Source organism: Schleiferilactobacillus harbinensis (genome assembly GCF_008694105.1).
Lineage (GTDB): Bacteria > Bacillota > Bacilli > Lactobacillales > Lactobacillaceae > Schleiferilactobacillus > Schleiferilactobacillus harbinensis.
In genome coordinates this window covers 3,219,348-3,241,469 of record NZ_CP041364.1, presented here as the reverse complement: position 1 = coordinate 3,241,469, position 22,122 = coordinate 3,219,348, and the positions used below count along the sequence as shown (strand labels likewise).

At 56.4% G+C, this 22,122-nt stretch carries 19 protein-coding genes; 10 read left to right on the top strand and 9 right to left on the bottom strand.

What is annotated here, in order from left to right; genetic code table 11:
• Positions 1–114 precede the first annotated feature (114 nt).
• The 4 genes from ppx to FMM01_RS15860 form a co-directional block, all read right to left on the bottom strand.
• Positions 115–1,041 carry an exopolyphosphatase gene (gene ppx / locus FMM01_RS15875; protein WP_146994836.1) on the bottom strand — a complete coding sequence of 309 codons (927 nt, stop codon included), beginning with the start codon at positions 1,039–1,041 and terminating at the stop codon, positions 115–117.
• Positions 1,042–3,207: an RNA degradosome polyphosphate kinase gene (locus tag FMM01_RS15870; protein ID WP_150393169.1), complete on the bottom strand. Its 2,166-nt coding sequence runs from the start codon at positions 3,205–3,207 to the stop codon at positions 1,042–1,044.
• Positions 3,188–4,735, bottom strand: a complete 1,548-nt coding sequence (locus FMM01_RS15865) for a Ppx/GppA phosphatase family protein (protein WP_186810219.1) — start codon at positions 4,733–4,735, stop codon at positions 3,188–3,190. The genes FMM01_RS15870 and FMM01_RS15865 overlap by 20 nt, the downstream gene beginning before the upstream one ends.
• A 91-nt stretch (positions 4,736–4,826) precedes the next feature.
• Complete coding sequence (locus tag FMM01_RS15860; protein WP_150393168.1) at positions 4,827–7,211, bottom strand: glycoside hydrolase family 3 C-terminal domain-containing protein; 2,385 nt, start codon at positions 7,209–7,211, stop codon at positions 4,827–4,829.
• A 98-nt stretch (positions 7,212–7,309) separates the two neighbouring features.
• On the opposite strand from FMM01_RS15860, the gene FMM01_RS15855 reads away from it, so the two are divergent.
• The 3 genes from FMM01_RS15855 (at position 7,310) to FMM01_RS15845 (ending at position 9,705) form a co-directional block, all read left to right on the top strand.
• Entirely contained in the window at positions 7,310–8,383 is a 1,074-nt protein-coding gene (locus FMM01_RS15855) for a hypothetical protein (protein ID WP_150393167.1), read from the top strand.
• A gap of 88 nt (positions 8,384–8,471) precedes the next feature.
• On the top strand, positions 8,472–9,389 hold the full coding sequence (locus FMM01_RS15850; protein ID WP_027828436.1) for an aldo/keto reductase: 918 nt from the start codon (positions 8,472–8,474) through the stop codon (positions 9,387–9,389).
• A gap of 121 nt (positions 9,390–9,510) precedes the next feature.
• Positions 9,511–9,705 (top strand): hypothetical protein, encoded by a 195-nt coding sequence (locus tag FMM01_RS15845; RefSeq protein WP_150393166.1) that lies wholly within the window; start codon positions 9,511–9,513, stop codon positions 9,703–9,705.
• Between the two features lie 124 nt (positions 9,706–9,829).
• Here FMM01_RS15845 and FMM01_RS15840 read toward each other — a convergent pair whose 3' ends face one another.
• The 4 genes from FMM01_RS15840 to FMM01_RS15825 are packed head-to-tail and all read right to left on the bottom strand — an operon-like array spanning position 9,830 to position 12,668.
• Positions 9,830–10,627, bottom strand: a complete 798-nt coding sequence (locus FMM01_RS15840) for a Fic family protein (RefSeq protein ID WP_150393165.1) — start codon at positions 10,625–10,627, stop codon at positions 9,830–9,832.
• A gap of 8 nt (positions 10,628–10,635) precedes the next feature.
• On the bottom strand, positions 10,636–11,295 hold the full coding sequence (locus FMM01_RS15835; protein ID WP_223849981.1) for a Fic family protein: 660 nt from the start codon (positions 11,293–11,295) through the stop codon (positions 10,636–10,638).
• Positions 11,273–12,076, bottom strand: a complete 804-nt coding sequence (locus FMM01_RS15830) for a TPM domain-containing protein (RefSeq protein ID WP_150393163.1) — start codon at positions 12,074–12,076, stop codon at positions 11,273–11,275. Before FMM01_RS15830 ends, FMM01_RS15835 begins: the two co-directional genes overlap by 23 nt.
• On the bottom strand, positions 12,051–12,668 hold the full coding sequence (locus FMM01_RS15825) for a LemA family protein (protein ID WP_051225266.1): 618 nt from the start codon (positions 12,666–12,668) through the stop codon (positions 12,051–12,053). The genes FMM01_RS15830 and FMM01_RS15825 overlap by 26 nt, the downstream gene beginning before the upstream one ends.
• Before the next feature lie 260 nt (positions 12,669–12,928).
• Here FMM01_RS15825 and trpS point away from each other — a divergent pair, with 260 nt between their 5' ends.
• From trpS to FMM01_RS15790, 7 genes are all read left to right on the top strand, one after another.
• The gene (gene trpS, locus FMM01_RS15820) at positions 12,929–13,951 is read left to right on the top strand and encodes a tryptophan--tRNA ligase (RefSeq protein WP_063515906.1); all 1,023 of its coding nucleotides are present in this window, start codon (positions 12,929–12,931) and stop codon (positions 13,949–13,951) included.
• An 18-nt stretch (positions 13,952–13,969) separates the two neighbouring features.
• Entirely contained in the window at positions 13,970–14,833 is an 864-nt protein-coding gene (locus FMM01_RS15815; protein ID WP_027828430.1) for an SAM hydrolase/SAM-dependent halogenase family protein, read from the top strand.
• 175 nt (positions 14,834–15,008) lie between these two features.
• Entirely contained in the window at positions 15,009–17,306 is a 2,298-nt protein-coding gene (helD, locus tag FMM01_RS15810; protein ID WP_150393162.1) for an RNA polymerase recycling motor HelD, read from the top strand.
• A gap of 280 nt (positions 17,307–17,586) precedes the next feature.
• Positions 17,587–18,363: a WxL domain-containing protein gene (locus FMM01_RS15805; RefSeq protein ID WP_150393161.1), complete on the top strand. Its 777-nt coding sequence runs from the start codon at positions 17,587–17,589 to the stop codon at positions 18,361–18,363.
• Positions 18,364–18,432: 69 nt separating this feature from the next.
• Positions 18,433–19,470, top strand: coding sequence for a WxLIP family cell surface protein (locus tag FMM01_RS15800; RefSeq protein WP_190973410.1), 1,038 nt, complete (start codon positions 18,433–18,435; stop codon positions 19,468–19,470).
• Positions 19,451–19,795: an LPXTG cell wall anchor domain-containing protein gene (locus FMM01_RS15795; RefSeq protein ID WP_150393159.1), complete on the top strand. Its 345-nt coding sequence runs from the start codon at positions 19,451–19,453 to the stop codon at positions 19,793–19,795. Before FMM01_RS15800 ends, FMM01_RS15795 begins: the two co-directional genes overlap by 20 nt.
• A complete protein-coding gene (locus FMM01_RS15790; protein ID WP_150393158.1) occupies positions 19,788–21,368 on the top strand; it encodes a hypothetical protein in 1,581 nt (526 codons plus the stop codon). The genes FMM01_RS15795 and FMM01_RS15790 overlap by 8 nt, the downstream gene beginning before the upstream one ends.
• 49 nt (positions 21,369–21,417) lie before the next feature.
• On the opposite strand, the gene FMM01_RS15785 is transcribed toward FMM01_RS15790, so the two are convergent.
• Positions 21,418–22,074 carry a CPBP family glutamic-type intramembrane protease gene (locus FMM01_RS15785; RefSeq protein WP_150393157.1) on the bottom strand — a complete coding sequence of 219 codons (657 nt, stop codon included), beginning with the start codon at positions 22,072–22,074 and terminating at the stop codon, positions 21,418–21,420.
• Positions 22,075–22,122: the final 48 nt, after the last annotated feature.

Sequence of the window (22,122 nt, the reverse complement as noted above, 5' to 3'; positions counted from 1 at the left end):
CATTACAATTAATACTAAGATACCATTGCCCTCGCCAAGACACAATAATTGGTGACAAAAATTAAAAACGGTGCCCCAGCCGCGCGGGCTGGAACACCGAATAAAGATAACTACCTACAGCTGCAATTCCTGCAACCGCTCGTACAGCACACCTTCCCGCAGACCGCTCTGGGAAAAGGTGATGCGGTCGGAATCTAAGAACCGCATGAGATTGACGATGGGCACCATGCCGCCGACGATGATATCGGCCCGGTCTTTGCTCAATCCGGGGATTTCTTTCCGCTCTTCCAAATCAGCTCCGATGACGTTGCTGAACACGCGGTTCACTTGGTCGGTACTCATCCGGAAACCGTGGATCTTTTCAAAATGCGGCGTCTTGTCTGCCCGCCGTTCGATCTTGGCCAATGTTCGGTTGGAACCGCCCAGGGCAATAATCGGCAGGTTCTTTGCCTTGTCCAGCCACCAGATCTCATTGTACAGCCGGTCCATGGCGGTGGTCATCTTGAACAGTGCCGGGGCGGTGATGTGCTCCGGGTCCAGATAACTTTCTGTCAGACTCACCGAACCCATGGGAATACTGATCAGATTCTGGACATGGCGTTGAATCATGAAGATCAATTCGATACTCGCCCCGCCAGTGTCCATGATGACGGCATTGACCACCGGCAAAGTATTAGTGACGCCCAAGTAGTCATAGTAGGCCTCCTGCTCGCCGCTGATCACTTTCACGGTGACGCCGGTTTCCTTCGTCAGCCGAGTCAAAAAGTCGGACTGGTTCTTGGCTTGGCGGGTCGCCGCCGTCGCCATCGCCTTGAGGTGCACATTGGGCAGCTTGCGGAAAGTGGCCGCAAACTTTTTCACTGCTTCAATCGTGCGGGCCATGGCTTCTTCTTGGAGAATCTTTTCTGGGCCCATCCCTTCGGACAGGCGGACCATTTCTTTCTCCTCGGCCACCACTTTGGTCGTCCGATCATCTTGAATCTCAGTGATCGTCATGCGCACCGAGTTGGAGCCCAGGTCAATCACAGCTAGATTTTCCATCTAATCCTTCTTTCCTGAATCGTCATCCTTGCTTGGATCACTCATCAATGGAATGAACTGGCGAGGCGACTCATCGTCCACCCGTTTCTTCTCGGTTTCGAGTTCTGGCCAAAGCGTATCGGCAATGGATTGCGCGTGGGCCAGCAGGTATTCCTGAGCGTTGAGCCGGGGCAGGCCGCGGCCATCCACGTGGGTCCACGTGCCGTCGTTGTGCAGAACCCGGGTCTTCACCGTGTCGTCCCATAGAATGTTATAAATGTTGATGGCTTGCTGACGCACCGCGTCCACCAGCAGCGGGAAGAGCAGTTCGACCCGGCGGGACAGATTGCGGTTCATCAAGTCGGCGCTGGACAGGAAGACATGCTCTTCTCCATCGGCGTAGAAATAGTAGATCCGGCTGTGCTCCAGGAAGCGGCCAACGATGGAATGCACCGTGATATTATCGCTGATTCCCGGGATGCCGGGCCGCAGGTTGCAAATGCCGCGGACCAGCAGATGAATCTCGACCCCCGCAGCGCTGGCTTCGTACAACTTCTCGATCATATCTGTATCAGACAAAGAATTCATCTTCATTTGAATGAAGGCTTTCTTCCCTGCCCGGGCATTGGCGATTTCGTCATCGATCTGTTCGTGGAGGAACTTGCGGATACCAATGGGGGCAATCACCAGCTTGTGGAAATATGGCGGCTCAGAGAAGCCGGAGAGCATGTTGAAGATGTTCGACGCGTCCAGACCCATGTCCACGTCAGCCGTGAACAGGCCCATGTCAGTGTACAGCCGGGCGGTCACGTCGTTGTAGTTCCCGGTGCCCATGTGCATGTACCGGCGAATGCCGTTTTCTTCCTGCCGAATGATCAAGGTCAGCTTACAGTGGGTCTTCAAGCCAACCAGACCATAGATTACGTGACACCCGGCCCGTTCCAGCTCGTTAGCCCAGTGCACGTTATTCTCTTCATCGAAGCGGGCCTTGAGTTCCACCAGCACGGTGACCTGCTTGCCGTTTTGCGCCGCCTGCTTCAGATAGGTAATGATTGGCGAATGGGACGATACCCGGTAGAGGGTCATCTTAATGGCCAGCGTCTGGGGATCTTCGGCCGCCTGCTTAATGAAGTTGACCACCGGCGCGAAGGAATCGTAGGGGTGGTGAACAAAAATATCATGCTGGGCGATCAGAGAGAACATACTGTGTTCAGTCAACGGTGCCGGCTCGTAGGGGGTGAAGCTCGGGAAAAGCAGATCCCGGTGCCCGCTGATGGCCTTGATCAATTGGCCGAGGAACTTCAGGTTGATCGGCCCATTGACCGGATAAATACTATCCGGAGTCAGGTTCAATTCCTTGGTCAGCCGCTTCACCAGCCGGTCGTCCATGTCGGCATCGATTTCGATGCGCATCACGCCGCCCCGCTCGCGTTTCTTCAACTGCTTCTCGATTTCTTTCATTAAATCGGAAGCATCCTCTTCTTCCACGTCCAGATCCATGTCCCGGGTCAGGCGGAACAGGCCCATGGCCTTGATGCTGAAGCCGACGAAAAGTTCTTCCATATAATGCTTGATGACTTCTTCCAGCAGAATGAAGACATTGTCGCCGCCGGGGAGTTTGACCACCCGGGGAAAGACATCCGGTACCTGCATCAGCGCAAAGGATTTGTCCTTCTTGCTGTTCTTCTTGGCCAGGCGCAGCGCGATGTTCAGCGTGTTATTGGCGATGAAGGGGAACGGCCGGGACACGTCCACGGCTAACGGGGTCAGGACCGGCATCACGGTTTGGTGGAAATAGTTGTCCACGAAGTCAACTTGGGCCGGACGCAGGTCTGCAAAGTGCAGCAGGTGAATATCGGCTTCGGCCAATTTCGGCAGCAGCGACCGGTTCAAAGTGGTGTACTGTTTCTCCACCATCGCATGGGTCTTTTCGCTGATCCCTGCCAATTGCGCTTGGGGCGTTAAGCCCGCGGCATCCGTCCCAGTGTACCCCACCCGCACCATCTTGTGCAGGGAGGCCACCCGGATATTGAAGAACTCATCCAGATTGCTTTGGGTGATGGCTAAGAAGCGCACCCGCTCCAGTAAAGGGTTATCCTTATCCCGCGACTCTTCCAAGACTCGGGAATTGAAGTCGAGCCACGATAATTCACGATTAAAGAAATACTCAGGCTTTGCCAAGTCCATATTGACCTTTTCCTTTCAATTCTGCTGTAATCCCGTACACTTCGGCGAAGAAATCCGCCCGGTTGGCAAAGGACCATTTTTCCAATTCAATATCATCCGTGCTGGTGGCGGTGATCTGGACCGTTGTTGGTTTCACCGACACGGCGATCTTACTGATTTTCTGCTGCCGCGACACATCCATGGCATCGGCCAGACGCAGCAGCGCCGCGAGTTTGGCGACCACCATGCGCTTGGTATTGGGCAGCGGCGACTCTTGCAGCTCCTCAATACTCGGCGAATCGGTGCTGTGGAAGCGGGTGATCGTGCCGACCATTTGCTGTTCCTCGGTGGACAAGCCCAGGATCTCAGAGGCTTGAATGAGATAATCCGAGTGGCGGTAATGCTCGTGGACGTCCACAAAGCTGCCGATATCATTCAGCGTCGCGGCAATTTCCAACAATAACCGCTCCCGCTTGTCCAGTCCGTGGAGCTTGCGCAGCCGGTCAAACAATTGCAGGGCAAAGGTTGTGACCTGCTTGCGGTGGGCGGTGTCGACCTGGTACCGATCAGATAAGGCCAGGGCGGAGCGGATGATCTGCTCTTCCGGCTTGATCAGTAGTTTGGCATTGCTTTGGCGCAGCGCATAAATCACCGCCAGCCCGTCGACTAATTTCAGATTGGTAATGTCCAACTGAGTGGTATGGAAAAACTCCTGCATTTGATGCACTAATAACAATACCGGTTGGACCTGCGCCATGTCCGAATCGGCCAGTTGATAATGAGCCCGCAGATACTGATCGCTGCTGTGCACCACTTTACCATAGAAGTCGTTGAAATCGGCCACTTGCATCAGCGTGTTTCGCTTCCCCGCCGGCACCAGCTGTTCCATGATCGATAGCGCCGAGCCCATGACGATCATGGTCGGATAATCCCCGTCCACCGGCAGCATCCGGGTGAAGTCCCGGATCTGGCTGTTGATGTAATCCTGCAAGACCTCATCGTAATTCGGCACATGCCGCTTGACGTCCCGCATCACTTCAAAGACCCGAAGCGGCCCGAGTTTCAGCGTGCGGGAGAAAATAAACTGGCGGTCGCGGTAGAAGGTCAATTCCACACTGCCGGAAGAAATATCGACCAAAATCGCCGCCGTTTTAATAATTTCCTTGAAATTCGGCAAAAACGCGTCCGTCGCGAGATTTCGATACAATGATTCCTGACTCTGATTCACAAAAATAATATCGTGACCGGTCCGATCTTGGAGCTGTTCACGGACAAATTCGGCGTTGGCGGCTTCAGCGACGGAATGGGTGGCGACGACGTGCACCGCCTCGGCCCCGACCCCGGCGAACAGCAGCTTGGCCTGGTTCAGCACCTCGGTGACCCGATTGACCGTAGCTGGCTGGATCCGCTGGTTGGTGAAAATATCCTCCCCGATATCCACATCGGTCTGCGCGCTTTCCACCACGTGCATCTTTCGATCGACTGCGCGGATGAAGACCGCCTGGGCACCAATCACCACGAAGCCGATGATGCCTGTTCCTTTTGCCATGACGTTTGCTCCCTTCATGATTCCATAATCACCCCTATTATAGCGGAGATAGGCGGGCCAAAAAAAGGCGCCGAAGCGTCTTTTTGGCAAATCACCAGCGATGCCCAGTCACCAGGCCGGTGTAGTGGCGGTTGGCCAAGGCGACCAGCCGATTGACCAGAGGTAACGGGAAGGACCCGCTGGATTGCTGGGCCAGGCGAATGATGGGCGTGTCGAGGAGAATTGTCTGCATAAAGCGGTCCTCGACACTTGTGGGCTGCGTCGTGCCGACCAGTTTCTTTTCGATGGCGTCGGTGACTTGACGCACCGCCCAGGATGTCCGGCTCATCTCCCCGGGGGTATTGTACGGCGTATACTCGCCGGGCTGCGGCGTACGTACCGGGGTGACCGTCAGGCCGCTCATCGCTGTGAAATCGGTCAGGCTGGGCAAACCCTGGGGCTGGCGGTACCATGCCGGCACTTGGGTCGGCCGGGTACTGGCAGCGGCACCTTGGAGCGTGACGGGCAGCGTCGTAATGATATCGGCGGCCGCCGCACTGGTGGCGACGATGACGGTTTTCGTGCCAGTCGGTAAAACGTAGGCTTGCTGGGCATCGTCCCATTCACTGAAGGCTTGGGCAGGTAATGCCAGTGTGATCGTCTTTTCCTCGCCTGGAGCCAATGCGACTTTGGCGAAGCTTTGCAGTGTCTTAAGCGGCGTCAATGCGACGTCCGGGTCATTGCCCACATAGGCCTGGACCACTTCAGCACCGGCCCGGTCACCGGTGTTCTTAACAGTGGCGGTCACGCGGATGGTCCCCTGAGGGCTAATGCTGGCTTGGTCCAGGTGGACATTGGTGACGGCAAAGGTGGTATAGCTCAGCCCGTAGCCGAACGGGAAACGGACGGGTACTTGGGCTTTATCATAATACCGGTAGCCGACATAGACGCTCTCCGCGTAACCCACCGACCCGTTGTTCTGGTTATACAGCGCACTGGACGGAACATCCCGGTAATGCAGCGGGTAGGTTTCGGCCAATTTGCCGCTGGGCGTCGCGGTGCCGTAGAGCAGGTGCTGGGCGGCCGTGCCGACGCGTTCGCCGCCGAGATATAAGTTCAGCAGGCCTTGGACCTGGTCTGCCCAGGGCAGTTCAACCGGCGCCCCGGCGACCAGCAGCACGACGACCCGGGGATTGACCGCGGCAATCGCGGAGATCAAGTTGTTCTGGTCCTGGGGCAGCGCCATGGTTTGGCGATCGAAGCCCTCAGACTCGGCGGTTTCCGGCAAGCCGGCAACGAAGACGACTTTGTCGGCGGTGCGGGCAGCGGCCAGAGTTGCCGCTTGATCCGCACCGTTTTGATAAGTATAGGCAACGTGGGCGGCATCCAGGCCTTGAAGAATCGACACGGTTTCCGCGGCGTTGATATGGGATGATCCAGCCCCTTGATAGCGGGTCGCGTCAGCCATCTCGCCCACCACCAGAATTCGATCGCTGGGCTGCAACGGTAAAATAGTGTGGTCGTTTTTCAACAAGACGGCGGCCTGTTCTTCAATGTGTTCGGCCAGCCGGGCATTCTCTTGGAGCAGCTGCGCCCGATCGCCCGTGAACGCCGGCCGTTGCTTCTGAGCCAGTTGGGCAATCTTCGCCACCGCTCGGGTCAAGGCTTCCGGCTTCAACCGGCCAGCCGCTAATCCGGCCAAGGCCTGCTGATCGAACATATGCTTATCGCCGGGCATTTCTAAATCGGTCCCCGCATTCAGCGCCTTAACTTTGTCGTTCAGGGCGCCCCAATCCGTGATGACGGCACCCTTGAAGCCCCACTGCTGGCGCAGGACCGTACTCAATAGGTACGCATTATCGCTGGCATACGTCCCGTTGATCCGGTTGTAGGAACACATCACGCCCTCCGGCTGGGCCTCGGTCACGGCAATGCGGAAGGCCTCCAGGTAAAGTTCATGTAAAGCAATCGGATCCACCAGGGAATCGGAGCGCAGACGATCATCCTCCTGGTTATTGGCGGCAAAATGCTTGAGACACGCGCCAACGCCCTCGCGTTGAATACCGTTGATCCACCCAGCCGCCAGTTTCCCCGCCAGGTACGGATCTTCGCTGAAATATTCGAAGTTTCGGCCGCACAGCGGGTTGCGCTTGATGTTCACCCCCGGTCCGAGGACCATGTCGACGTGGAGCGAGCGGGCTTCTTGGCCGATGGCCTGGCCCATTTTGGCCACCAAGGCGGGATCCCAAGTACAGGCCAGTGCACTGCCGGTGGGAAAAGCGGTGCTCGGCTCGCTCTCGTTGATCCCGAGATGGTCCCCGGCCCCCGGTTGAAAGCGCAGGCCATGGGGCCCATCGCTCATGCGGAAGCGCGAAATATTGGCGGCCGGAAATTCTTCGGTGCCCCAAAAATCAGCACCGGACGTGAGTTTCACTTGCTCGGCCGGTGTTAAACCATACGCGTTTGGTACTGGATATTCTTTTTTCTTACCTAACATACCACATTCCCCCAGTTCGTTAGTTCCATTATACCGTGGGAATCCGCTTTCGTGATAAACTAGGCTTGATGTGGGAAGTAAATGCGGAGGTGAACGCGATGATCACGAAAATTGAACTGCGCCTGGCCGGCTTATTCGGTCCGCCGACTGTCTATCAGGCACGTATGACCGCCGGGGCGGTCACGGTCACGCTGGCCAACGAGACTGTTGAGGCCGAGCCGGCCGTGGGCCAGACGCTGACTGGCAGCGACGCCCGCCAGTGGCTGGCCCGGCTGGCGGCCCTGCATTTGCCGGATTGGGCCGACCGCTATACGCCGGAGCCGGGCCAGGTGGTCCCCGCTGGGACACAATGGACGTTGGCTTTGAATCAGGATGACGGCGCCCAGCACGTCATGACCGGCGACAGCGTCTATCCGCAAAATTGGTCCGCCCTGGTGAACTTGTTGCGCCAGGCCGCACTGGCGCCCAACGGCCATTTACAACCGCCGGTGCGCTGGCAGTTTGATTTCGTCCGCTTCGCCGACTTGCATCTGCCCCAATTCCAAGGCGCAGGCGACACCCTCAGCCGCAGCACGATCTATCAAGAGACCATCCTGATCGACGCGGCCCAGCAAACCCTGTACGTGGCAACCCGCTACCCCGACCCCCAGCCCAGCCATACGGAAACTTACCAAAATGCCAGTCTGGTCACAGCGCTGATCCCGGCAGTGGCGGATGTCCTGGCGCCTTTGGGCAATCTATCGACGATGCGGTTGGATACCACCGTGGACCCGGACACGGCGTTCGGTATTATCCTCACCTATCCGGAGAACGAGCAGATCGTGGTTCAGACCGACGCGGATGATCCAGCGATGCTCACTTTCTGGCATCAGCTCAAGCAATTGGTCACCACCGCCATCACAGCCGCCCAGCGGGAAAGTGCCGATGCCTGGCGTCAGCTGGGGCCGGCAGTAGCCGAGTATTATGTCGCGGTGACCTTCAACCACGGCGGCAAGCTGTACACCTACAAGACCGACATTCCCGATCTGGATATTGATGATCAGGTAGTCGTACCGGTGGGCGCCAATGGCCACACGCTGACCGGCACCGTGGTGGATGTCTGGGACGATGTGCCGCCGGATCTCGCAATTCCTGAATCCGCAATCAAAACCGTGGTCCGTCGGGCGGATTAGTTCTTTCTCCCACCGCTAAAATGTGCTAGGGTTAGGAAGTAACCGAATACAATGCGGCCACCGCCGCTTACCCTAGGAGTGGATATTTTTGCAATATGTCAATATTGGTCACAGCGGCCTGCGGGCCTCGGCCATTGGCCTAGGCCTGATGCGGGTCTCCAAGAAGAGTGACGCGGACGCGGCCCAACTGGTCGCTACCGCCATTGATCACGGCATTAATTTCTTTGATAACGCCGATGTTTACAGCCAGGGCAAGGCCGAAGAAAAATTCGGCGCGGCCTTGAAGATCGCGGCTGTTCCCCGGGAAAAACTGGTCATTCAAACCAAGGTTGGGATTACGGATAAACGCTACGATTTTTCGAAAGACCACATCATCGAAGCCGTCAACGGCTCGCTGGAGCGGATGGGCTTGGATTATGTCGATTCCTTGCTGCTGCACCGCCCAGATCCATTGATGGAGCCGGATGAAATCGCTGAAGCTTTCTTACAATTACTGAATCAGGGCAAGGTCCGGCAGTTCGGTGTATCGAACTTTAATCCAATGCAGGTGGCGCTGGTGCAGCAGGCTGTGCCGATGAAGCTCATTGCCAACCAGTTGCAGCTGAGCATCATGCACACCGGCATGATCGATTACGGGATGCATACCAATATGACCGATCCCCGCAGCGTGGACCACGATGGCGGCATTCTGGAATACAGCCGACTGCACGACATGACGATTCAAGCCTGGTCGCCTTACCAGTACGGCTTCTTCGAGGGTGTCTTCATTGATAACCCGAAGTTCCCGAAGCTGAACGACAAGCTGCACGAATTGGCGGCGAAGTACGGCAGCAACGTTAATGCCTTGGCCGCCGCTTGGATTCTGCGGATTCCGGCGAATATGCAGGTCATTGCCGGGACGATGAATCCGGAACGGTTGGCGGAGATTGCTGATATTGATCGGATTAAGCTGACGAAACAGGAATGGTACGATATTTACTTTGCGGCGGGTAATGATTTGCCCTAAGCGTTGAGAAATTTGAGGATGCCAGGAGATGGCATCCTTTTTGATTCCAACAAGTTGCGGGACGATGTATAATCAGGGGGTAGAAAGCGGTTTCCGGCAGCTGAACGAAGGAGGCTGAATCATGTCTCAGAAGGTTCACAACGGTAAGAAATTTGGCAATTTATCCTTGCCCTTGGGTTTCATCGCGTTGGATTTGTACTTGCTCTTTCTGAAGGGCGTCAGCAATCCTCTCCAAGTGACATTGATTTGGGTTAGTCTCATTATATTTGTCCTTATCGCTGTTACACCAATCCGCAAGCCCGGTCGGCAATCATAGATTTCTAGTAGTCAAGGTAATGTATGCTGTTGATTTCACTATGACCAGTTAGAATTTGAGGAACCAAGAAAAACACCCCTACGTTTCGGGAGATTTCCGAAATGTAGGGGTGTTTTGGGGTGCGTCACTGGTCAGCGCCCTTATTGTTTCCATTTGCGACCACTGCGTTATTCGCGTACACCAGTGCTCTCTTGACGTAAGCCGCAATCAATCGCTCAAACGGTTCTGGATCACCGCTGCGGGCAGTTTCCAGGGCGGCAATGTACGCATTTCTGCTGGCAGTATCGGGTAAAATGTTGATCACGGGATACCCGGCGTTGACCAAAACTAAATTCATCAACAACCGCGAAGTGCGGCCGTTGCCGTCAATGAAGGGATGAATGGCGACGAAACGCTGATGCAGGTCGGCCGCAAAGATGATTGGTGAGGCGGTCTGCTGCGCCGAATCGGCCCACTGGAGCAAGGCATCCAGCTGCGGCCGAATCTCAAATGGCGCGGTATAAGGGCGGTCTTCAGAACCATTGGGCCACACATCGATTGACCGGTACACCCCGGCCGCAGATTGTGGAATCGTCGTGTGGCGGGTCAGCAGGCGATTCAAGTCGCGCATGAGAGCATGCGTGATAACAACTGGCCGGTCGCCCTGTGCCAAGGCCATCATGTATACGTAGGCTTCATTCAAGTCAATTGCCTCAACCGTAGCAGTGTTTGCTGCATCGGCGGCCGTTATCCCAGAATTAAGAATGGTGGCCGTTTCGGCGCGGCTCAGCGGGCTGCCCTCAATGGCATTCGAAGACCAGACATGATCAATGCGCACGTTCTGGGCGAGACGCTGGCGCTGATCTGGCGAAAGCGGCTGGTGTTTGCTCAGTTTGTTTCTCAATTCTTTGATTTGGTTGAGTTCTGTATCTAAATTGGGCATTTACTCACCTAGTTTAAAGCCACGCCTTGAATCGCGTGGGCATATGTCCATTCTTTGATTGCCGTCATATCGGCACTTTGATAATACGCACTGATCAGTTCGTTCCACCGCGGCCAAAGATTCAAGGGCACGTTGATCAGCCCGGCACCATGGTCGATCATGAGCTTATTGGCCGCCAAGGTTGCAGTGCGCTTGTTGCCGTCCCAGAAAAGCTGCTGACGCATATTGTGATAGAGCAGCGTCAACGCTTTGTCGGTGGTACTGCGCCGGTCATCTTGCATCAGGTCAGTTAAAAAGTGCAATTCCTGATCTGGATCAACGGTGGGCGGCGTGAAGTAATCGGCAGTACCGACATCGACCCCGCTCTGGCCGGTGCGTAGTTCGCCCGGCGCCAGGGAATCATGGCGGGCGACAATCGCGTTGATTTTCTTTTCGAACGCAAGCGTCAACGATGCGCCATCTTCAGTGATCAGCTGCCAGCCTTTTTTCAGCTGCACGATCACGTTGCAATCATCGCGGGACACTCCGGCAGCCGTGTGCTCGGCGATGATTTCTGCGGTTTGCGCCAGAGTTGTCTGCACGCCCTCAAAACGGGCGTTGTTGTGCACCAGCGCTACTAAATTCTGCTGGGCAAAGCGGCGGGCGTTATTTCTCGTGCTGGTTGTCATCCGCGTCCTTATCCGCTTCATCATCATCTTGATCCTCCGGGTGCTCATCCACCAAATGACTGCCCTGCCACCATGGCCGCAAGCGACCGCTGGCATCGCGCCGCCGGCCGGGGAAGAGGAACAGCACGCCCATCACGGCCAGCACCATCAGCATCCCCTTGGGGGTAAACAAATTATCCCGATTGCCGTACACATAGTTCTGGATCTGCTTATCGCTCAGGGCGCCGGCGGCTTGCGGATAATGGTACAGTTCATTCATGACGGACTGCAGGGCCGTAATCATTTGGGCAAATCCCGCATTCAGGGTCGCGCTCTTGCGACTGCGCAGTTTGGGCGCGGCTTCCGTCAAGATACGGTCGGTAATGGCCTTCGTTAAGGTCGTACCGAGGGTATGGCTGGTCACAATCTGCGCCGCCGGCCGGCCGTTATTAGGCGCGTACAACACCGCTGCGCGGTAAGTCCCGTCGGTTAAGTAATGCGCCCGGACAAATTTCTCAGTCTTGACCAAGGATTTGTCCCGGGGCACGGTCACGATGAGGATTTGCAGCTGCTTGGGCTGTTTCGCCAAAGCGGCATTCGTCTGCGTCAGCTGCTTCGCTGTCTGCGCGGTGACCACTTCCGCGGCATCCGCCACGCCGTTGGCCGGCCGCACGGTTGGCAAACTGGCGGCCTGTACGGGTCGCGCCAGCATGAATAAACCCCACAGCACCGCAAAGGCGGCGAGGACACTCCCCCACCGCCCTTGTCGTCGACGCTTATTTACTACTGCTGCTGGAATCATCCAAATCCACCTTGGGCGCCTTATCCGCTCCAGTCTCAGCCTTGAAATAAGGCTTTTGGCCTTGGCCGGTCATGTTGGCAAACACATTCCGCGGGAAGGTCACCACACTGGTGTTATACGACTGGACCGCCGTGTTATAGCGCCGGCGTTCCACCGCGATCCGATTTTCAGTGCCCTCCAGCTCCGTCATCAAAGTCTTGACGTTGTTGTTGGATTCCAGTTGCGGATAGCTCTCGTGAATGGCCGAAATCAACGTGCCCACGGACTGGTCGATCTGGGCATTGGCCTTCATCTTATCCGAGGCCGAATTAGCCTTGGAATAATTGCTGCGTGCAGCCGCAATATCCCCGAAGACCTTCTGTTCCTGCTTCATGGATCCTTTCACCGCGCTGACCAAATTAGGAATCAAATCGGCCCGGCGCTGCATGACGGTCTCCACGTTGGCCCACTGGCTATCCACGGACTGACTTTGTTTGGCCAGCCCGTTGTACGTGGAAATCCCAAAGATACCCAATACAACGATCACGGCCAAGACGATCAGCCACGGCAGATAACTGCGGCGCGGTTTGTTATCAGTACTCCCATTTTGCATCGCGTGTACTCCTCTTCTATATGTTCGTTAGGACCATTGTATCATGTTGGCCCAAACGGGCGTCCGTCGGAAGACGGAGGTTTTGCCCGCTGCCCAGGAAAAGGATTGGCCGGGCAGTATTTTTTAGGACTGAGCAGCTTTTTTGGGTATTAATTAGCTTTTTACCAGTACTGAGCTTGACATCCCACTGCCCGTTCCCCAAACTGAATCATGAGACTATTCTCGTCTATATATCGCGGGAAATTTAAGGAGCAATATGCATGGCAAAACACATTTTACTGACCGGTGACCGGCCCACCGGCAAATTACATTTAGGCCACTACCTCGGATCGCTGAAGAACCGGGTGGCGATGCAGAATTCCGGCGATTACGAATCCTTCGTGATGATCGCCGATATGCAGGCGCTGACGGATAACGCCAATGACCCGCAAAAAATCCATGATTCCCTCTTGCAGGTCGCGTTGGACTATTTAGCCGTTGGCTTGGACCCGGAGAAGACCACGATTTTTGTGCAATCCCAAGTCCCCGCCTTGTCTGAACTGACGATGTATTACTTGGATCTGGTCAACCTGGGCCGATTGGAACGCAATCCCACCGTCAAGACCGAAATCAAGCAGAAGAACTTTGGCGACAGTGTACCCGCCGGCTTTCTCATTTATCCTGTCAGCCAAGCGGCCGACATCACGGCCTTCAAGGCGGACACGGTGCCCGTCGGCGACGATCAGGAACCGATGCTGGAGCAGGCCCGGGAGATTGTTCGGACGTTCAACCGGACTTACAATCACGATGTCCTGGTTGAACCCAAGGGCGTCTTCGCGCCCAAGGGCCAAGGCCGCCTGCCTGGCCTGGACGGTAATGCCAAGATGAGTAAATCGCTGGGCAACGCCATCTACCTGTCCGATGACGCGGACACGATGAAGCAAAAAGTCATGCAGATGTACACCGACCCGAACCACATCCACGTGGAAGATCCAGGCCAAGTTGAAGGCAACACGGTCTTTACCTATTTAGATGCGTTCGATCCGGATACAGCCAAAGTCGCGGAACTCAAGGCCCAATATCAGCAGGGCGGTCTGGGCGATGTGAAGCTCAAGCGGTACTTGAACGATGTCTTGGAGAGTGTCTTCGGTCCGATTCGCGACCGCCGTGCCCAGTACGCCAAGGATCCCGCCGCTGTTTTAGCAATGTTGAAAAAAGGCTCCGACCACGCCCGGGCAGTGGCCGACCAAACCCTGCAAGAAGTTCGGGACGCCATCGGTCTGAACTACTTCACCCATTATTAAAGATCGGAAGCGGCGCAATTGGCTCATTTAGTTTTACAAACAGATTTCGGCCTGATGGACGGTTCCGTCAGCGCCATGTATGGCATCGCGTATTCCGTCGGTCCGCAGCTGGCGGTACACGATTTGACCCACAACATCCCGCCCTATGATATTTTCTCAGCGTCCTACCGGCTCTACCAAACGGTCCGATTCTGGCCGGAGAGCACGGTCTTTGTGTCGGTCGTCGATCCCGGCGTTAGCAATGATCAGCAGCCCATCGCGGTAGAAACCATGGACAACAAGTTCATCGTCACGCCGGATAACGGCACGATCACCCACTTGGCCCATTACCAGGGGTTGCGGGCGGCGCGTTTGATTCAGACTCCGACCAGCCAAGCACTGGCCGCCTTCAACGAGGAGCATACCTTCCGGGGCCGGGATCTCTATACGTATATCGGGGCGGCGCTGGCCAGCGGCCAGCTGCGCTTCGAGGACGTCGGTCCGCTGACCACGCCGGATCAGCTGGTCCGGCTGGCCCTGGCGCCGGTGACCACCGGCCCGGACCAGGTCACGGGTGCAGTAGACATCACCGACCCGCGTTTTGGCTCGGTTTGGACAAATATTCCGGTGACAGCGTTCAATAAGCTGGGCGTCAAGACCGGCGATACCGTCAAGGTGTCGATTAACTACCACGATCAGCTGCGCTACCAGAACACGATGCGCTACACCCGCTCCTTTGCGTCCGTGGTGGTCGGCGAACCGCTGGTGTACGTCAATTCGCTGCTGAATCTGGGGATTGCGATCAATCAGGCATCGTTTGCGGATCTTTACCACATTCAAGCGGGTATTGATTGGGTCGTGACGATGAATCCGACCCAGCCCCAGACGTTTCCGGGGGCGTAAGTGCCATCAATGACAAAAAGCTCTCAGTACTTGGCCTTTTAGGGTCAGGGTACCGAGAGTTTTTCATTTCCGCCAATAAGCCGTCCGCCTTGCACATCGCGCCCGAACCGGCTAGAATATTCTGCAAGCTATTTTGTACGTCACCCACAGGCAGCCAAGAAAAGGTGGGATTTTATTGTTAGATACAGAACGCCAACAGGAACAAGCCCGGGTCGACCGGGTGTCCCAGATTATCGCGCAGCAGCTGGCCGCCGCCCAGGCGGAACTGGCCAGTGCCAAGGCCGAGACCCGGCGCTTGGATGAGAACTACGGTGAAAACACCAAGGTCAACACCTTCGAAGTCGATGACCGGATGGAAACCAACGCGGCCGTGCAGCAGCAGAAAAACATGATCGCCGGGCAGATGGAAAGCGAACGCATCCTGCAAGATACCGAGAAGCGGCTGACGCTTTTGTCAGCATCGCCCTATTTTGGCCGCATCGACATCGCCGAAGACGGCGACCAGGATACTCTGTATATCGGCACCGCCACCTTAATGGATGGCGACGATCATTTCCTCGTCTACGATTGGCGGGCCCCGATCAGCGCCCTCTACTATAATGGCACGCTGGGACCGGCTACCTACGATGCCCCCATGGGCCGCCAGCGGGTGGATCTGACCCGCAAGCGCCAATTTCAAATTGAAGACGGCCATATCGAGAACATGTTCGACACCAACGAAACCGTCGGCGATTCCGTTCTCCAGCACGTCCTCGGCCAGCAAACGGACGAGTACATGCGCAACATCGTTTCCACGATTCAAAAAGCGCAGAACGACATTATCCGCAACACTGACGCCGACCTCCTGCTGGTGCAGGGCGTGGCCGGTTCCGGCAAGACCAGCGCGATCCTCCAGCGGGTCGCGTATCTGCTCTACCACGCCCGCAACCAGCTGGATTCGGATCAAATGATCCTGTTCTCGCCCAACCGGCTGTTTTCCAACTACATTTCTAAAGTCCTGCCCAGCCTGGGCGAAAAGAACATGCGTCAGGTCACGCTGGCGGAGTTCCTCGGCCAGCGCTTCGAAGGATTGCATGTCGAATCCCTCTTTGAGCGTTTCGAAGCAGATATGACCAGTTTGCCGGAGGCCGCCCAGAGCATGCGCCGATACAAAGAAAGTCCGGCCTTCATGACCGCGGTGCGCCAGTATCTCCAGACCACCCCGCCGGAGACACTGCAATTCACGCCGATCAACTTTAACGGGGAGATCTTCTTCAGTCAGGCAGAAATCCAGCGGATCTTCATGAAACTGCCCGCCCAGATGCGCTTGGCCGATAAGTTCCTGCGAACCAAGAATATTCTGATCACCCGCTTGAAGAAACGGTTGCGCCGGTTAGCCCGGGAGGAAGAAATTGAAGACGAGGTATCGCTCCTGGATGATGCGACCCTGGCCGCGTGGACTCGGGATAAGGAATTCGCGTCGCCGGATGACGAGCTGCATTTTCTCGCCCGCAAGTTGGTCTTCCGCCGGTACGAGCCGGTGTATGATGCCATTTACAACAATTACTTCCTCGATATTTACCAACAGTACGCGGCCTTTCTCGCCACCGCCCGGCCGGCGGCAATTGCCCCCAAGGTGTGGACGGAAATGATCACCGAATTCGGCCACAGTATTGAACGGCATGTCCTGCCCCTGAGCGATGCCGCCCCGCTGCTTTACCTGCGGGACCTGCTCACCGGCGGCGGGCAAAACCACAGCATCCGCTATCTCTTCATTGATGAGATGCAGGACTATTCCCTGGCCCAGATCAGCTACCTGCGCCACGCCTTCCCCAAGGCCCACTTCACGCTGCTGGGTGATCGGGATCAGGACGTGTTCAGCGCTCACTATGAGGCCGCCGACCGGCTGGCGGCAGTCCGGCAGATGTTCCGCGGCGGCCGAATCAGTGCCCACACGCTGAACAAGAGCTACCGCTCCACGGAAGAAATTACTAATCTGGCGAAGGCCCTGCTGCCCGACGGCAGCGACATCACCGCCTTCGCCCGCTCCGGGGAGAAACCGACTTACATTGTTTGTCCCCACACTGAAGCCATTGCGGCCGTGTCCCGGGAAGCCACCGCGCTGCTCCGGCACAACAAGACCGTGGCTATTTTAACGAAAACGGCGCAGGAGGCCGAGTCCTTGTACGCCCGCTTCTCCAGCGAAGTGCCGGTTAAGCTCATGAGCGAACATGACCGGTCTCTGGCCGCCGGCATTCTGATCCTGCCGATTTACTTGGCGAAGGGCTTGGAATTCGATGCGGTCATTGCCTATGATATTTCGGCCTACAACTTCGGCGATCGCGGCGCAGCTGATGTCTTGTACACGATTTGTTCCCGGGCGATGCATAATTTAGTGCTGATTGGCATCGACCGGCCATCGCCGCTATTGCAAAACGTACCGGCGGCGCTGTTCCATTATCAAGATTTGCGGCCGACTCCAGCGGCGATCTAATCAAATATCTCCTCAAAACACGCGTCAAAACGACGGGTGTTTTCTTTTGGCTTGAAATCCAGCGTTTCACAGCCCTTTACCGCTCGACGGGCGTTTGCCAAGACGATGCATCAATCTTCGTACAAAAGAAAACAATCTTCGGAGAACTCTGTTGGTGATAACTGGTATATAGCCGTTTCAGCCGACCTATATTCGATTTTCCGAGTAAATCATCTCATGCGGTATTAGCCGCATTTCTGGATATACTGACCGTATTAAAAGTGAAAAGAGATGTTCGACCATGATGATCCATCATGCGAAACTGCTCACGGCAACAGTATTAGGCAGTGCCGCATTATTGTTGATCCTGCCGCCGGTCACCGTTGGCGCCGCCGATACGACTGGGGCCGCGGCTGGCGGCGTCGGGCCAGGCGATAGCGGCTATAACTTGAGCGCCGATACCACCGTCACCGCGACGGCGAATTACTTTGCCGCGACGACAACTGCTGGCGCGGTGGCCAAGTCCACCGCGGAATTCTCCGTCTTGGGCGGCGCCTTAGAGCTGACCGCAGTGCCGGATTTGAACTTCGGTCAAGTCAATGCCGGGACGATCCTCAACGGCGGCGATCAGAAATTAACGAATAACACCGTCACGACTCCCAGTGACACCGCGAAGGTCACGTCGAAGAACTTCAGCGCCAACGACGGCAATAGCGGCGGCGCACTGGTCGTTGACGACCTGCGGGGCACCGGCGCGGGCTGGAACCTGACGACGCAGCTGGGCGCATCGTTCACCGCCCCGGATGCCGCCCCGCTTACCGGCATCACACTTTCCTTGAACGCGCCAGCCACAGCACAAATCGGCAACGCAGATACCCTCAAGCTGGCCGCCACCGGGATTGGCACTGAGGCCGCCAAAGTAGTCACGGCGCCCAGCGGCTTCGGCATCGGCCGGACCAGCTGGAGTTTGACAGAACCGGACGCCGCGGGACTGCACTTTGCTCCCCAAAGCGTGAACGTCCCGGCCAACGCCATTTACCAAACCGACATCACGTGGACGCTGAGTACAGGCGCCTAAAGAATGACGCAGTGTCCCCGGAGTCGCCTGGCGATTTCAGGGACACTTTTGTTTAGGGGGATGAAAAAAATGAGACGACCCAACTGGTTATTGCTTCTACTACTTTTTATTTTACTCGGCACTGGCGGCCCAACCGTCCAAGCAGCCGCGCCGCCAGCGGGGGCGGAATTTTACATTGCGCCGATTTACCCGCGCAACCAGACGAATCTGAAATTGGGTTATTTTGCCTTGAAAGTGACCCCAGGCCAGTCGGCTACCCTCAGCGTCCAGGTGCAAAACATCAGCAAAACCAGCACCCGCACGATTCGGGTCAGTCCTACGCCGGCAACCACCAGCAGCAGTGCGGAGATCAACTACACGCCCACGGGCAAGCCTAAAGACCCCACCGCCCAATACACGCTGAACCAGCTTTTCTCCCGCCCCGCAACCGTCACCCTCAAACCGGGGGAAGGCAAGGTCGTCACGTTCCAATATATCATTCCCAAAGACGGCCTCACTGGCCAAATCCTGGGCAGCATCTATGCCCTAGACGAAACAAGGACCGCCGACAGCGGCACCCAATTCGCCCTGCAAAACCATTTTGCCATGGCCATCGGCGTGCTCTTGGCCCAGGACCCCGCCGCCCAGCAGCCGGTGACCTTGACCCTGCGTACCGTGAAACCGGGGATCACCAACCACGTCCCGACCATTCTAGCCAATGTTGAGAACCAAACCGCCCAACTTTTTCGGGGGATGACCGCCACAGCGACGGTGACCAGATCCGGCAGTGACCGGGTATTATATACGAAAAAAATCATCAACGGGGCCATGGCTCCCAATAGCAATTTTGATTTGACCATTCCTGCCGACACGCACTTGACACCGGGGCAGTACACCCTCATCCTCACCGCCAGCGCCATGGGCCAGGTCTTCCATTTGCGTCGTAATTTCACCGTATCCGCAGCGGCTGCCCAACAGCTCACCGTGGCCCAACCCGCCCGGACCAACGCGTGGGCCGCCTGGCTGATCGCCATCGCTGCTATTTTGGGCGCGATGATCGTTTTTTGGATCGGCCTATTAGCGAGAAATAGAAAGGGGCGCGATCATTATGCGCCAAAACACGGTTAAAACAGTTGGCAGTCTGGTGGCCAGTGCCGCCCTGTGGTTTTTGCTGGCTGATCCGGCCCGCGCCGACCAAAGCACGGTCCAGTTCACCGTGGTCAATAGTCCAACCGGCCAAAAGATACCGCCCGCTGGCAATAACGCACCACCCGGCTGGCAGACCGTTACGCCGGCCGGCAGTCTGACACCGGGTGATACCCCGCCGGGCCGCTTTCCCCAGACCGGGGAGCAGATCGATCCGTGGCTGCTGATTATCGGCGGGGAATTAGTCATGCTCAGCGGATTGGGGCTGATCACGCTGGCGCGGAGGCGGGGTGGTCAGCATGCGTAGAAAAGGATGGCGATGGCTTGCTGTTTGTTTGAGCCTGCTGGTGTTTATCCTGACCGCTGTCCCGGTGCAGGCAGCCGACCCGCCAGCCCCAGCTCCGGAAAACCCCGTTAATGCCGATGGGTGGACATTCCAAATTCCATTGTTCAACGACTGGATCACGAATTATGGATTCCTTGCCCAGCCGAATGATGCCAACCTGGTACAAGGAGTTCCTTTACGGATCAGTATGCTTACCACGATGTCGTCAGGACTGTCATTACTGGGTCATACAGGCGCTAAAAGTGTGAGCCGGGTGATCGTCCGCCAAGCACTCAACAGTATGATGTGGGTGACCAATCCCGGCCCCAAAATTACGTTGAGCCAGAACGAACCCAAGGAAACGATTACCGCTGATTTTGGGGTGGCCCAAACAGCGGGAATCAATTTCTATCAGTTCACGATCATCTACACCGATGGCACCCAAATCTATAGTCGCGTAGTCAAAGTATCCATTTCCCCAAAAGCAATTAGTGCAACAGCACTCAATCCGCAAACGACTACCCCAACCATTTTCTGGGGTCAAACCGCGGATATTACTCCTGGTCTCACCCCCGCCAACAGCACCGCTCAAATTGCCTGGGCGATGCCCCCCGGCGGTGGTAATCTGGGAACGATCATGCCCCCAATGGGACTGGCCACCCAGTATAATTCTGCGATCCCTGCTCTGACTGATTCCCTGATCGCCAATAATCCTGCCGGTTTCCCAGTCAACATTCCAATCACCGCCAAAAATGCTGATGGTACGACGGTGCAAAACACTGCCACCATCACTGTCGGCGGTTTAACGCCGCAAGCCGTCGTGGCCCGAGAAAATTTCACTTACTCGCCGGCTGCTCTCAATCCTGCGACCTTTCCCGCCGGGATGACACCCAGCTATCAGTGGACCGTGATGGACAGTAATTATCAACCCGTTACGCCTGCTGGCGCAGTGACCAACCAGGCCACCTTCTCCTGGACCAAGGTGCCGAATAACGCTACCACTTACTATTTCTTACAGCTGACAATCACCTTCACCGATGGCGGCGGCCATACACTGAAATGGCAGTCGAATGACACCATCCTCCAAGTCGTCGACCCGCCGCCCTATCTGCGGGCCGTCCCCAATATGCGTTTCCAATTATTCCGCGACAACGCCTACACGCTGCCGACAGCGGAGGACTTGAACGCCGCTGGCGGTACCACCCTAGCTTATCAACCCGATACTGGTCAGCCAGCCAACACTTTTGATGGCAACAATCAGGGATTCATCCGCGTCGACGGGGATCACTGGACCCTGTCATTGGCTGCCAGTCCATTCACCAACCGTACCACCGGCGATGTCCTCACCGTTACGCCCACATTGCACTTGGTCTGGGCTAACGGCCAGGCAGCGGTGCCGGTGGACGGCACGAATACAGTTTTGGTGCACAACCAAATTGATAACTTTGCGGCCACCCTCAGCACCGATTCCACGCTGTATATTCCCCAAACTGCCCAGGTGCCCGGCGGCACGTATCAGTCCCAGCTCACCTGGACCGTGACCATCGCCCCATGAGACACAAAAAAGGCAGCCCCGGTGAGAAACCAGAGGCTGCCCCTTTTTCTTAATAAATAAACACCAGCAGGAAATTGCTCACCGCTTGGACAACGACTGCGGCCCAGAAATTCTGGGTGATGCCGCCAAGAAACGAAATGAACCAGCCGATCCCGATGGCTACAACAGTGCCGATGACGGCTTCCGGAGAAACCAGCACGCCTTGGATGAGGCCGCCCAAAAGGATGGCAATCGTCAGCAGCGCATAATGGCGTTTAGTCCACAGGGCGTTGAACCAAAGCCGGGTGAACAGCGTTTGTTCCACCAGGGGCACGACGAACACGAAGGCGGCGCTGAAGATGGCCCGGTTGTTGACGCTCATGTTCCGCAGTACCCGTTGGACCGGCAGGACTGGAAAATCCGATTGGAAATGAAGATACGCGGCGCCGAAGCGAACCGCTGTAATCACCAGCAGCACGCCGATCATCGGCCAATAGACGCGGCTGGCAAAGAATGGGGCGCCGCCCGCCGCTGGGACATGGTGGGTCCAGGCGAGGGCAATGATTGCCAAAATCACGGCGGCACCGACGAAAATGGCCAGCGCCGGCATGGTCGCTTTTTTCACCAAAACGTACTGGAACTGGTACCACAGCAAACCACCATATAAAATGCCAATAATCAAGAATTGGGTCCACGACTGACCCGCGCGTTGTGTCGTCTCGTCCATGCTGTATCCTCCGTCACTGTCTAATGGTCATATTATAGCGGATTTTCG